Genomic DNA, 12499 nt, shown 5'->3' with positions numbered 1-12499 from the left:
AGGGACTTAAGAACTGGGAAATCTCACCCAAGTATTTTCTCGAGTTCCTCGGAGGTAATCACCGGGAAGAAGTCCTTCATGTTGGCAAGCGACCTCTCGTGTCCCTCCTTGTTGAAGGAGGAGACAGCATCACTCACTATCACGGGCATGAATCCCAGTGCAAAGGCATGCCTGGCACTTGTTTCCACCCCTATTTCCGTAGCAATTCCAGTAAAGATTATGGCGTTCCTGCCCGAGTTCCTTAAGAGAAGTTCAAAGTTGGTCCCTACAAAGATACTCCATGTGTTCTTGGGAAGTATAATCTCTCCCTCGGCGGGTTTCTCGTAGAGTTCTAAGTCCTCACTTGTGAACCTGAACTGCCTTGACGTAACCCTAGATGCGTAGGGTTCAAAACCGCTCGGGAACGGCGTTATCTTCGTGTATACTACAGGAATCTTGGCCCTCCTGGCTGCTCCGATAGTTCTCTCCAGTGCCTTTACAAATTGATCTTTGTTGAAGGTTCCCCTTACCAGGCCGTTCTGTACGTCCCATACCACTAGAATCGAGTTACTTGGAGTTAGGATCTGTTTTAGGTCCATGGATAACTTAGCTAGTTTACATTTAAAAAACTAATTCTTTTTGTACAAATTGTCTTGATATATTTAAAGAATCCAGGGTTTCAGAGATGCTTTCTGATCAGGTTCTCGAAGTGAGAGTTGTCAGCTATTCTCTCCACGCCAAGGACGGTAGTCTTGGGCAAATTGATTATCATCTGTGGATTTGCCTGTATGGGTAGCTTTTTGGCTATATACTCAGCCACTCCCTGCGGGTCCTGCTTCATCAGCTCTATACCCTCTGAGTAGGCAGAGATAAAGGCCTCGTGATCTCCGTTAACTGAGGCTCCACAACTTCCTGGTATTCCCAGCAATTCCTCAAATGTCTTTCCCTTGGCGAAGGGTGACGCCACAACTATGGAGTCTACCTCTTTCCTGTTGAGCATCTCCATGAGTTTGGGCATATCATCTGCGTATACCACCTCTCCCTTCAACCCCTTCTTTTCCAGGAGAGCTCTGGTCAGAACGTCGGCAGCACTTCCCTTTCTCCACACGCCGATCCTTCTCCCCACGTCAGGAGAGACCACCATCAGTCCCTTTATGGTGATGTAATCCGTTCTAATTCCCCTCCTCACAAGGGACACGGTGGAGTCCAGAATTACATCGGCACTGCCTTCTTTCCCAAAATCAATCATGATGTCCTTGTTCTTCATTGTGGAAGCTATCATGGGATAGGAAACAGGTCCTGGTGCAGCTATTACCTTTAACATGGTTATCCTAGGTATCTATGTTACCTATGATTAAATATTTTTGCCAAACTTTTCCCTTTATGTTACATATTGTGCAGTTTTCGCGCGTTTCAAGAAATGATTATTTGTCTAATAGTTTAAAGTCTAACTTTTAGTCAATTTTTTAAGACTTAGTATATGAGGGGTGGCTTATGACATGTCCCAAAATACTTGTACTATTCTATGGCTACGGCAGTATAGTGGACCTGGCCATGGAAATAGCTGAAGGAGCCAAGGCGGAAGGAGCTGAGGTCAAGGTGGTAAGGGTTCCAGAGCTTTTCCCTAGTACTTAGGTAAAGTTTTTATCTTGGTATTACTAATATAGAATGTGGAGGAATTAGAGAAGGCTTACAGGGAGGAAAAGAATGCTAGGATAAGGCAGAGAATACTGGGGGTGAAGATGTACCTCGTGGACGGGTTCAGGGAGTACAGGGTGGCCGAGGTCCTCGGGGTTTCGTACTCAACGGTGAAGAAGTGGGTCGCGAAGTACAAGAGGGGAGGGGTCGGAGCGTTGAGGGATAGGCCAAGGTCGGGTAGGCCCAGGAAGTACTCCAGCGAGGAGGTGAAGAAGGTGCTGGAGACAAGTCCCAGGGAGCTGGGATACAACCTGGAGGGGTGGACCATGAGGGCGCTGAACGCTGAGCTGAGGAAGAGGGGGATAGTTTACAATAGGTATCACCTTTACAGGGTAGTGCACCAGCTGGGGTACGGTTTCGTGACGCCCAGGCCGGTGAACGCCAGGGCCGAGGTGGAGAAGCACCGCGATTTTAAAAAAAGTGAAGGAACTGATGGGACGCAGGATAGCGTTCTTCGATGAGACAAGGGTGGTGGTGGGCACCACGGTGAGGAGGTGCCTCGCCAGGAGGGGTTCCAGGCCCAGGATCAGGGTGAACCTGGGCTTCCAGCACTTCTACGTCTTCCTCGCCCTTGACGCCATTTCAAGGAAGGTGCTGTACGCCCTCTACAACTCCCTCTCCAGCAAGAACATGAAGAGCTTCGTTTACAGGATGGAGAGGAAGTGGGGCAGGGAGACCAAGTACCTCGTCCTTGACAACCACTCCTCCCACAAGACGGGGGCTATCCTGGACCTGTTCAGGAGAAGGGGAGTGAGACCCGTTTTCACCCCAAAGTACTCGCCAGAGCTAAACCCTGTGGAGAGGATCTTCAAGGACCTGAAGTTCCACCTTGCGAACAGGTTCTTCAACAACGTGGAAGAGGCAAGGGAGGAGGTGAGGAGGTTCTTCGAGGAACATCACGATCAGTTTAACCTTGATGTGGTCCAATATCTGGATTTAGATGAAATAGAGGTAGAAAACAATGGATAAAAACTTCCACAAAGTACTACCGAAGGAAGTTGTTGCCAAGTTTAACGTAGATCTTTCCAGGATTGAGAAGATTCCTGAGGCCACAATGCAGGACCTAGAGTGGGCCGACGGCATAGTTATGGGCTCTCCAACCAGGTACGGTAACATCACTGGCCAGCTAAAGTTCTTCTTGGATCAGACTAGGGATCTCTGGCTCAAGGGGGCGCTTTACGGAAAGCCAGTGGGCTTCTTCACCGAGGCCGCTACAATTCATGGAGGCCACGAGAGCACTATCCTGACCATGAGTGCCTATGCATATCATCAGGGGATGGTTATAGTACCCCTGGGCTACGGAATAAAGGAGATATCCACTACCACTACCGGAGGATCCCCTTACGGACCCAGTCACCTCGGTAGTATGAAGAACCTAGACGATAACGAGAAGGTCATCGCCAGGTTCATGGGGAAGAGAATAACTGAGGTCGCAAGAAAGCTCAGATGTTAGCTCTCCTTGTTTTTTGTTTCCTGCTTCTGGTCTCCCTTCTAGGTATTGCCCTGAACTCAGAGATTCTGGATAAGGCCTCTCTGGGACTGGACACACCCTTCAAGATCTCCGCTAATCCCCTCTCGCCAATGTAGTTTAACCAGGCCACTACGTGTCCCTCCTTCAAGTGATATTCCACGCACCCGGGGTCCTCCCTGGATAGCCTGGCAAGCTCCCTTACCAATTCGTTCAGATCCCTTGCCACACCTACTACCTTATCGTAGCTTTTAAAGTAAAACGGTTCCATAAAAAATGGTTGGTGTTCAGATCCCTTATAATCGCTTCCCCGCGTTCTGCTCCTTAACAACTCTCTCCAATTCCTGTCCCTTTGTTTCGGGAATAACGAAGAGGGTTATGAGGGTGGAAATTAGCGCTATCCCTGCATAAAATCCTACCATAGCTCCCAGCCCATAATGGGATAGAAGCAAGGGAAAAGCCGTGATGTTAAGGGCAGTGGCGAGCCTGTCCACACTGACGCTGATTGCCTGGCTTGTGGCTCTAACCTTGGTTGGAACAAGTTCAGGGGTAACCATGGCAGAGCCTATGATGGATGCCGGACCCACGGCTGAGAAGAAGTAGTTGAGCATGTAGAAGGAGAAACCCAAGAGGGCCGCTTCTCCCACCAGTTTTGCCACGGAAAGTTGAGTCTCGGGCAGTCCAAAGATCCTTGGGTCGGACAGGAGAAGGGAGTAGGCAAACAGCCACAGCGCCACACCAGCGTATCCCACCACAATTAGGGGTTTCCTTCCTATTCTATCAACTAGATAGATGCAAACCAGCTGACCTGGTATCCCGGCAAAGAACTGCGCCACATAGGTGAACTCTATGGGGGAGAGCCCAAGGTTTGACGCTATGGTAATGGGTCCGAAAATGGCAAAGGTTGAGGAGTACATGTCGTAGAGGAGCCAGAGAACAGAGGCAGCCACGATTAGAAGGGCTGAGGAAGAAAGCCTCCTCAGAAAAGGCGTGTTGTCCCTTGCCTTTGGGAGAGGCTTGCCCAGTTCCTGCTCTATCCTTGGAGCGTCTTGATGTTCAGGGTTAACCCTGGACACGAACATCATGGTCTCGTAGATCTTCCTTCTAAGGAGGAACACTGAGATTGCTGGGATGGCTCCCACTCCCAGAACAACCCTCCAGAGCAAGGCTGAGGGAAGGTGAGCCATGAGACCAATCTGTTCCACGAACGCTGCAATAACCGCACCGAGACCCCACATTACGGCAAAGGTCACAACCATAGCCTTCCCCCTGTTTCTTCCCTCAGCGTTTTCAGCAACTATGACGGGGGATAGAACGTAGTCCGCACCTATCCCCACACCCAGGACCAGCCTAGCTAAAAAGAGCTCCACATATGACTGTGCGAAGGCCTGTAACCCTGCGCCAATGGCCATGATTAGAACGTCGAAGCCGTAGATTCTCTTCCTCCCTATCCTGTCAGCTAGTAGTCCGAATAGCAATGCAGCTATTGCGGCGCCGTAATAGGATCCTGCAACCAGTAACCCAAGTTCCGCGCTGGAAAAGGTGAAGGATGAGGGTATAAAGAAGGAGGTGAGGGAGATGGAGTAGAGATTGTAACCGTCGGTGAGCACTCCCATCCCAGAAACTATAACGTTCCTCCACGTCAGCGATGCCATAACAGTTGGTAAATACTCAAGTTAAAAAAACTTTAGTATCTACTCTCTGAAACAATCATGCCTTGAGGAATTTCTCGATAAAGGCAAGGGTGCCCCTCCTCTCCAAGTCCACGGTAAACAGTGATGTCCAGCCTCCCAGGAGCCAGCCAGCTATGACGTCGTACGGCCAGTGTACTCCAACGTAAACCCTCGAGTAGGAAACCAGAACGGCCTCTATCATCATGATGATCCATAGCCACCTTGGGGCCATTTTGGCCAGGACTAAAGCACCATCGCTCACGATCAACGCATGTCCTGAGGGAAAACTGTAGTCAGTGGGCGGTGGAACAAGGAGATAATCGGGATGAATGTAGAGGAAGGGCCTTCCCTGCGCGAAGGCATATTTGCTGATTTCTCCCACAATGATTGCAAGTATGAACGACGCGGCCAGGGTTATGGCTATCCTCCTTGTCTTCCTGAAGACGAGAAGAATTGCAGTCAGGGGAATCCAGACGTATTCCCTTCCATACTTGGAAAGAAAAACCATTACTGGGTTCAGAGCGCTTACCTGGTTATAGTTGATCAACTTGAAAAGGTAAATATTCAACGGCATGTTGGGCTCCGATTCAATCTTGACTATCACGCCAACGACCAGAAAGGCCAATAACAGAGCCCAGTAGTACTTCATCTCTTCTCAGCACGGTGGGAAATCTATAAAGTTTTTCATGATTCATGGGAAGGTCCCTATTAGTACTTAAATAAAATGAGAGAGTGATTATCACAATGATAAAGAGTATCAGCATCGATGGATTTAGAGGATTGAAGTTTAATGATAAAGTAAGCAGGGTAAATCTGATTATTGGGGAGAACAGTAGCGGGAAGACCTCCTTTCTCGAGGCTATTTTCTTTTCTACGCTCCTCCTGTCTAACAGGGTAATGATGTCAGATGCTAATTCCCAGCTTATCTATATGTTTAATAGCAGGGGAGAGGCTCTATCGTCCTTTGCTACAATCGGAGATTCCTTGATCCATATTGATAACAATGAGATCAAGATTAAGAGAGTAAGTCCTTTAGAGCTTTCTGTGCTGCTAGACAATAGGGAAATAGCTAAGATTAATGTTGAGCGAATATCCTTTAGCTATAAGGAGGGAAGCGGAGCTGCACTCATTCCAACATTAACTGTGAAGGACACGCAAGAAACTTCAGACTATTTTCCTGTATATATCTCTGTTCATTTTGATAATTTTGATAATCCTGAAAGGATAATAAGTTATTCAAAGAAAGCTGGGGGGAAGAGTCAATTCGAAATTCTTAAGGACGATTATGATCAATTTAAGTTATTTTATTCTTCATTACCAGTGTACTCCGTGGGGAGGGGGTTTCTTAAGAAGGAACTTATCAGGGCCAGCTTATCTTACGCCAATATTCTACTAGTGGATGAGATAGAGGATTCTCTTCATCCGGATTATGTCAGGGACGTGCTAAAAAGTCTTCTGGACGCGAGAGAGGTTCAATCGTTCATTGTAACCCATAGCAATGAGGTCATAAAGATGGCGTCCAGGCTCGCATCTGATTCCAGTGACATAGCAATATATTACTTCAACAGAGAAAGGAAGTATGCCAAATACTCGTTAACTGATCTGTCAAGCTTTGATTCTCCCTTGAGCTGGGCTGGATATATATGGTAAGTTGCGATAGAATATTGGTTGAGGGAAAAACTGACGAAGAGATTTTGAAAAGATTGGGGTATGCAATGCCCATACAACCCCTAGGCGGTAAGGGTAATGTACTCAAAAAATTTCTGGATGATATAAATAATGATATGAAAAGGGGACCCTTGAACGTAGGCAACGTCTGTTACTTGGTGGATGGAGATGACGAGGGGTACGGTAATATCTATGATCAAGTGGTGAGCAAATTACGAATCAGCACACGCAGGGAGCCACCCTACATAAAATTTTGTTTTAATGGAAAAAGTTGTAGAATATTAATAGTTGTTGGAGATAAGGCAAGCGATTACAAAGGTTGCATCGAGAGCATGCTTCTTGAGCAATTGAAATTGGATGAAAATGGAGATGTGCTGGTGACTCAGTTTGTAGAATACAAGGCTACACAAGGCAAAATGGATCTCTGCGGGAAGAGCAAGCTATCACTATACCTGAAAGTGCTTTTGAAGGCCGATGATATTCAGGCCATCTATCTTAATCGTAACTTTGTTGAAGAATTATTTAGACAGTTTCCACAGGTTTTTCATCTTTTAAATAATTATTTTGCGGAAATAATTGCAAGATAGTCCATTGATTATTAAAGAATTATATTTATGAAGATGGTTAAGGTGAATGTATCAAGGAATGCTATCAGCCCTGTACTAGATGATCGTGAATCGAATCGCGTTGTAAAAAATGGAGGGTTTAATCAAACGTGATCTACCAGCAAAGAGGGATTTTGATAGGTCCTCAACCCTGTAAACTGATCACGTTGCCCTAACCTGGATTGTCTTCTTTCCCTCTACCCTGATAAGATCGCCCTTGGATATCTTCACTGGTCCTATGAAAGCACCACAAGATACATACCCACTCTGATCCGGCCTCACTACATTGTGCGGATTGTAAGCCGGTGCCCCTTCTCCCACAAGCTCACCGTTGATGAAGAGCTTGAAATGGCCATATGGAGGTTCGATCTCCTTTCCCACGAAGAGCCTTCCAGCGAATGCGTCATCTGCGATCATGTAGTGCTTAGGTAGATCCCACGTGGTGAACCTGGTTGCCGGAACCTCAAGTCCCAGAAAGGTCTTCAAGACCCTTCCGTTCTCCACCAAGGCAATTATCTCCACCTCAAGTTTATGGGTCCTGAACCAGAGCTCTAGCTCGCTCTTGGAGATCATCCTCTTGGTCAGGACTCCCCACAGACCTGACTTGGTTATCTTGTAACCTCCAAGTCCCTCCTTTTCCACCAACATCTGAGCAAACCTGTCTCCCACGGCCTTGGCCTCATCCTCCGTCAGGTCAAAGGGTTCTATCTCCTTTCGGGAGAGGTAGGCTTCCATGAGAATTTCCGCCTTATCCATGGGGTAATGATCATAAATGACGTTTAAAAGCTATGTTGTAGATGGGTAAGCATGATAGCGTGCACTAGGGACTGCTACGATACATGCGTGTTTAACGAGGAATATCAACCGTTGAAGGACGAGCCAACCTTCGGTTTTACCTGCTCCAGGGGTAGGACAGACCTCAGGAGAAACGAGATGAACAGGGTGGACTCAGCCTACCTTGAAGGCAAACAGGTTGACTTGAGACAGGCCATCTCCCTGATCGCCAGGAAGATGAGGGAGGTGAAACCTGAGGAAATACTTCACGTGGAGTACGATGGTAATCAAGGCCTTTTAACGTGGTATTACCCGGCCAGACTGTGGAACCTGATAGGGGCATTCAGCACGGACTACTCCATTTGCAGTTTGGAGGGTCATGAGGGTATAAAGGCGCATTACGGCACAAGTATGGGGGCTCTTCCAGAGGACATGGAGGGATTCTCCTCCGTAGCCTTCTGGGGCTCAGAGGCGGTGTTCAGCTTCATCCATGGCTGGAGGATGTTCAAGGATAAGTACAAGATCACAATCGACGTAAGGATGAGTGAAACTGCGAAAAGGAGTGAGAAGGCCTATGTGATAAGGCCGGGCAGCGACGCCCATCTGGCTATTGCCCTAATGAAGATCTTCCTGGAGCAGGGATACGCTAAACCTGATCTTGTGGATCTGGAACTACTCAGGAGGAGACTTGATCTCTTTGATATGGATTACCTGCTCAACGCTGTGAACCTGGAGGAGGATCAGGTGAGGGAGCTTGCTGACCTCTATGCGTACTATCGCCCCCTAACCGTGATAGGTTTCGCAATCGGGAGGTCGTGGAATGGTGGCCACTCAGCGGGATTGATCTCTCTCCTCCCTGCGGTCCTCGGCATTAAGAGAGGTTTCTATTACTCTAACTCCGGAGGGTGGGGAATAGACTTTCAGCACCTCAGGGGAACTCATCTGATTCAACCCAAAACCATCGGAATGGGAGAAGTGGGGTACAATCTAGACAGGTTCAAGATTCTTTTTGTCTGGAACTCCAATCCTGTGGTCACTCTCCCTGGAGGGGACAGGATACGTGAAGCTGTGGAGAGCGGTAAACTTTTCCTTGTGGTCCACGATCCCTTCTGGTCTGAAACCGCTAAGGTCGCTAACGTGGTAATTCCAGGGGCCACGTTTTTGGAGAAGGAGGACGTGGTCTATAGTTATTGGCATCCCTATCTGGTCTACAATACTCCCATCAGGCCCAAGCGAGGTGTTACGGAGGTGGAGTTGATGAGAATGATTTCGAAAGAGCTGGAGTTGAGCCATCCTCTCCTTGAGGAGGATCCATGGGATGCAGTGAATGTGGCCATCAGAAAAACCGGTATCACGATTGAGGAGTTGAAGAGAAAGGGTATGGTCAAGATGAAACCCGTGACTTCCCCCGGGAGAGCGAACGTGGACCCCTTTCCATCACCGCAAGAGCTGGATCTACCCAGGGGCGAGGTCTTGGTATTCTCGGCCCATCCCAATTACACCAACTCCCAATTCACTGAGGTTTACGGAAAAAGGGAGGCGGTGATTTACTCGGGGAAATATGAAGGAGAGGGTTTCCTGGAGGGCAGAGGAGGAAGGATCAGGGTAAAGCTAGTGAAGGGTGACCTGCCAGAGAACGTCCTATTTGTGTATAAGAGCTCATTACTTAGTGAAGGAAAATCAATAAACTCGGTTCTTAAGCCACCTAGGAACAGGTTCGGAGGTCCCAGGCTAAACGATGAGGTCAGGATCATACTAGATCCCCCTATTCGATTCGAGCCTGATATAACGGGAAGGTCCCATTCTTCTACCTAGGATAACTGGTGATCTACCTCTGTCCCGTCTCCCTAGTCCTCCGGGATAAGCTGATATGTTTCCTTCTTAAAACTAAATATAATAATCTTGATGTAATACCTTTTAACGATATGAGACTTTTTAGAATACATAAGTTTAATAACTAGAAGATCTTTTACTATAATGATAGAAGATTCTGAGGTGAATTTCCATATCATCAACTAACTCGCAGGAGTTCGTGTTGGACGTAAGGGGAGAGGAGTGCCCAATCCCAGAGATGAAAGCTGCAAAGGAACTTCAGAAGATACCTTCAGGTAAGCTTGTGGTCCTCACTGATCATGAGCCAGCCATAGACGTTACATTACCCTCCCTGTGCAAGTCGCTTGGTCTGAGGTATGAGACCGTGAGGGAGGGTGAGTACGTAAAGTTCATCATTTACAAGGAAAGAGGATCAGCAAAAATCGACGAGATAGAGGGAGTCAGCGATACAGAACGTCTGACCCTAGGACCCGTTAACTTGAGAGACAAGCTCTCAGACCCCACCATATTGATGTCCTTCGTTCCCCAAATCAAGGCAGTGAATAACGTTGCCCCGGGAAGTTATATTCTTCACATGAAGTGGTTCATTAGCTGGGAAACCCCACTGTACGTGACCTTAAACCCCCTTCCCAGAGGAGATATAGTGTACTATACTGCCTATCAGAAACTGCCCATGACTAGGATAAGTTTCGGGTGGAGATTTGTTTCCAATAGGGTTGGGAACGAGATCACGCTGGACATAACAGAGTGGTATAAAGGCCCGCTGAGCGGTCAGGCCAAGAAGGCCATAAGAAAACATTTAGAGAAGGCCAAGGAGACCCTCCCCAGAGTTCTCACGTGATTTTCATCTTTTTCTTCTAATCAGTGCGAATATAGTGATGAATGCACCTATTATTAACATTGGAATTCCAGCTAGGATGAATATTCCCAGGAGTGCACCTCCCTTCACGTAGTAATATGTGGAGGAATACTTCAAGGAAGCGGACTGACTCCAGTTATTCACGAGGAGAAGGTTACCGCTACCGTTGGGTATAACATAGTATATCCCTGAGCTCGTCACGGAAGAATCATTCTGCGGAACACCTTCCACCTCAAGCGGAGAAGGCGTTGAGTTATAGTAGAAGATAAAGATGGCCTTTCCATTCGCGTTAAAGGGGAAGGAAATGCTCCCGTTTGGGGCCAGAGTTTTGGACGTCATATTGGAATTTAACCCGTTAAGTATCTGCTGCGATGCCTGAGAGTCAAGGTAGGGATATAGGCCAAACACCAGAACTGCCCCAAGCACTAGAATTACTACCCCAACCACCAGAAGGATCTGCATCGTTCCACCATCTCCTGGCAAGTTAAATTCTTTGCCCACATATTCGTCATCCCTCCTCCAGATACCTGAAGATGCTCCCAGAGAGATAGAGCAGAGCTCCAGCTACAATGAAGTCTCCTGTGTACCCTACTGCCTTCGAGAGAAAACCAGAGATGAGTGAGCCCGAGAAGAGCGCCACTCCAACCAGGGTACTATACACGCCCAATGTGGTCCCCTGTCTCCTTCCGCCAACCACCTTGAAAATGAGTGTGTTGGAGGCAGCGTAAAAGAGAGAGAACGCCACACCAGCGGAGAGAGGATAAAAGATGAACCCGAGAATAATCGCAGTGAGGGGAGTTAACAACGAGATACCCATCACTATGTAACCTGTCCCCCTCAGCAGTAACGACCTAAAGGACGCTTCCCTCTCATCTCTGTCCTCAAGGTAATGACCAACGAAATGAAAGGTCAGTATCTGGAAAAGCATTCCCACGGTGATTATACCCAGAACCAGGCTCTTATCAATACCCTCATTGTAAAGGCTTGCTGGATACAGGGTGTTGAACAGCCCGCTTGACACGTAGAAAATGGTTATTGCGATGTAGAGAAGGGGTACGTAGTTAATGGGCTTCTTTGTGAGCCTACTCAGACTGAACATCTTGAAAAGGCTCAACCTGGGCTTATGCAGGAAAATCAGGGGTAACATCTTGAGCCTCACCGCAAAAGACTCAATACTGTGCAACATGGACGTCCTTTCCAGCATCATGGATTTGGGAGTGAAAAGTAGAGCCAGCACAAAGGCAGAGCCCGAGAAGAGCGCTAGAATTGCATACATTTCCGTAATTCTTATTACTAACACTAGGAATGTGGACAGGAGGAGGCCAACCAAATTTCCAATGGAAGATAACATGGAGAGCAGGGAGAAGCTGGACGCCCACTTCTTCTTCTCTGCAGACTCCATGATGAGCAGGTTCATGGGAGTGCTGTATGCCGTGGAAAAGAACGTGAAGCCCGCGTAATTCAGGTCAACTTCAGGAATGCTGTTGCTCTGGGATGCCAGGACCAGAAAGAGGGTGGAGAAACCGAAACCTGCAAGAATCAGCTTCCTTCTATCGAACCTATCGGCAAGAAATCCCCAGAACATTGAGGCAGGAATCAGCACCACGTTTGACAGGGTGATGGCATAGGCCACCATGAGGGGGCCTCCGCCCATATCAATTATGTTCAGGGTTACGAGAGTTGAAAGGGGACCGCTGGAGATCCCGAAAACCAGTGCCGACCACATCCACTTCAGCGATCTATTTATCAAGTTCGCACAACCTCACCGCGTAACTAGCTGTGTAAGAATTGAAAGCATGTATAAACATTTCAACCCTTGAATGGTCTTCCTCGTTCTCCACTCGTAGAGGATCTAAATTATGATTAAAAAGTTAATTCAAAATGTAGAACGTTTCGACCTCTCTGCACTGCCACCATGTAAGCTCGTTCAATAGTTGGTTCA

At 47.6% G+C, this 12499-nt stretch carries 15 protein-coding genes and 1 pseudogene; 8 read left to right on the top strand and 8 right to left on the bottom strand.

The genetic code is table 11. From position 1 onward, the window contains the following. Positions 1 to 23: 23 nt before the first annotated feature. Both QVC96_RS05410 and QVC96_RS05405 read right to left on the bottom strand, forming a co-directional pair. On the bottom strand, positions 24 to 578 hold the full coding sequence (locus tag QVC96_RS05410; protein WP_287690146.1) for an isochorismatase family cysteine hydrolase: 555 nt from the start codon (positions 576 to 578) through the stop codon (positions 24 to 26). 80 nt (positions 579 to 658) lie between these two features. Then, positions 659 to 1303, bottom strand: coding sequence for a DUF3834 domain-containing protein (locus QVC96_RS05405; RefSeq protein WP_287690145.1), 645 nt, complete (start codon positions 1301 to 1303; stop codon positions 659 to 661). A gap of 170 nt (positions 1304 to 1473) precedes the next feature. Between QVC96_RS05405 and QVC96_RS05400 the strand changes: the two are divergent. The 4 genes and pseudogenes from QVC96_RS05400 to wrbA form a co-directional block, all read left to right on the top strand. Next, positions 1474 to 1605 (top strand): annotated as a pseudogene (locus tag QVC96_RS05400) (NAD(P)H:quinone oxidoreductase); the annotation flags it as partial. Positions 1606 to 1649: 44 nt separating this feature from the next. Further along, the gene (locus tag QVC96_RS05395) at positions 1650 to 2138 is read left to right on the top strand and encodes a helix-turn-helix domain-containing protein (RefSeq protein ID WP_238027283.1); all 489 of its coding nucleotides are present in this window, start codon (positions 1650 to 1652) and stop codon (positions 2136 to 2138) included. Beyond that, a complete protein-coding gene (locus QVC96_RS05390) occupies positions 2110 to 2646 on the top strand; it encodes an IS630 family transposase (protein WP_287688805.1) in 537 nt (178 codons plus the stop codon). Before QVC96_RS05395 ends, QVC96_RS05390 begins: the two co-directional genes overlap by 29 nt. Continuing rightward, positions 2639 to 3130 (top strand): NAD(P)H:quinone oxidoreductase, encoded by a 492-nt coding sequence (wrbA, locus tag QVC96_RS05385; protein ID WP_287690143.1) that lies wholly within the window; start codon positions 2639 to 2641, stop codon positions 3128 to 3130. The genes QVC96_RS05390 and wrbA overlap by 8 nt, the downstream gene beginning before the upstream one ends. On the opposite strand, the gene QVC96_RS05380 is transcribed toward wrbA, so the two are convergent. The 3 genes from QVC96_RS05380 to sepP all read right to left on the bottom strand — a co-directional run bounded on the left by QVC96_RS05380 (position 3120) and on the right by sepP (position 5467). After that, positions 3120 to 3416: a hypothetical protein gene (locus tag QVC96_RS05380; protein ID WP_287690142.1), complete on the bottom strand. Its 297-nt coding sequence runs from the start codon at positions 3414 to 3416 to the stop codon at positions 3120 to 3122. The genes wrbA and QVC96_RS05380 overlap by 11 nt on opposite strands. Positions 3417 to 3441: 25 nt before the next feature. Then, complete coding sequence (locus QVC96_RS05375; RefSeq protein WP_425597986.1) at positions 3442 to 4761, bottom strand: MFS transporter; 1320 nt, start codon at positions 4759 to 4761, stop codon at positions 3442 to 3444. Between the two features lie 94 nt (positions 4762 to 4855). Next, positions 4856 to 5467, bottom strand: coding sequence for an undecaprenyl-diphosphatase SepP (sepP, locus tag QVC96_RS05370; protein ID WP_287690140.1), 612 nt, complete (start codon positions 5465 to 5467; stop codon positions 4856 to 4858). A 95-nt stretch (positions 5468 to 5562) separates the two neighbouring features. Here sepP and QVC96_RS05365 point away from each other — a divergent pair, with 95 nt between their 5' ends. Together QVC96_RS05365 and QVC96_RS05360 are read left to right on the top strand one after the other, a co-directional pair. Next, positions 5563 to 6468 (top strand): AAA family ATPase, encoded by a 906-nt coding sequence (locus QVC96_RS05365; RefSeq protein WP_287690139.1) that lies wholly within the window; start codon positions 5563 to 5565, stop codon positions 6466 to 6468. Next, positions 6462 to 7073 (top strand): hypothetical protein, encoded by a 612-nt coding sequence (locus tag QVC96_RS05360; protein WP_287690138.1) that lies wholly within the window; start codon positions 6462 to 6464, stop codon positions 7071 to 7073. Before QVC96_RS05365 ends, QVC96_RS05360 begins: the two co-directional genes overlap by 7 nt. A gap of 180 nt (positions 7074 to 7253) precedes the next feature. On the opposite strand, the gene QVC96_RS05355 is transcribed toward QVC96_RS05360, so the two are convergent. Further along, positions 7254 to 7847 carry a 2-keto-4-pentenoate hydratase gene (locus QVC96_RS05355; protein WP_238026192.1) on the bottom strand — a complete coding sequence of 198 codons (594 nt, stop codon included), beginning with the start codon at positions 7845 to 7847 and terminating at the stop codon, positions 7254 to 7256. Positions 7848 to 7898: 51 nt separating this feature from the next. Here QVC96_RS05355 and QVC96_RS05350 point away from each other — a divergent pair, with 51 nt between their 5' ends. After that, on the top strand, positions 7899 to 9680 hold the full coding sequence (locus QVC96_RS05350) for a molybdopterin-dependent oxidoreductase (RefSeq protein WP_287690137.1): 1782 nt from the start codon (positions 7899 to 7901) through the stop codon (positions 9678 to 9680). 217 nt (positions 9681 to 9897) lie between these two features. Next, entirely contained in the window at positions 9898 to 10539 is a 642-nt protein-coding gene (locus tag QVC96_RS05345) for a sulfurtransferase TusA family protein (RefSeq protein WP_238026190.1), read from the top strand. Between the two features lie 3 nt (positions 10540 to 10542). Here QVC96_RS05345 and QVC96_RS05340 read toward each other — a convergent pair whose 3' ends face one another. Then, entirely contained in the window at positions 10543 to 11019 is a 477-nt protein-coding gene (locus tag QVC96_RS05340; RefSeq protein WP_287690136.1) for a hypothetical protein, read from the bottom strand. A 46-nt stretch (positions 11020 to 11065) separates the two neighbouring features. Further along, entirely contained in the window at positions 11066 to 12283 is a 1218-nt protein-coding gene (locus QVC96_RS05335) for an MFS transporter (RefSeq protein ID WP_287690424.1), read from the bottom strand. Positions 12284 to 12499: the final 216 nt, after the last annotated feature.

This window comes from Metallosphaera javensis (ex Sakai et al. 2022), from assembly GCA_021654415.1.
In the GTDB taxonomy this organism is placed as follows: Archaea; Thermoproteota; Thermoprotei_A; order Sulfolobales; family Sulfolobaceae; genus Metallosphaera; species Metallosphaera javensis.
The sequence above is the reverse complement of the archived record's forward strand: the minus strand, read 5'-3'. Positions and strand labels throughout refer to the sequence as shown.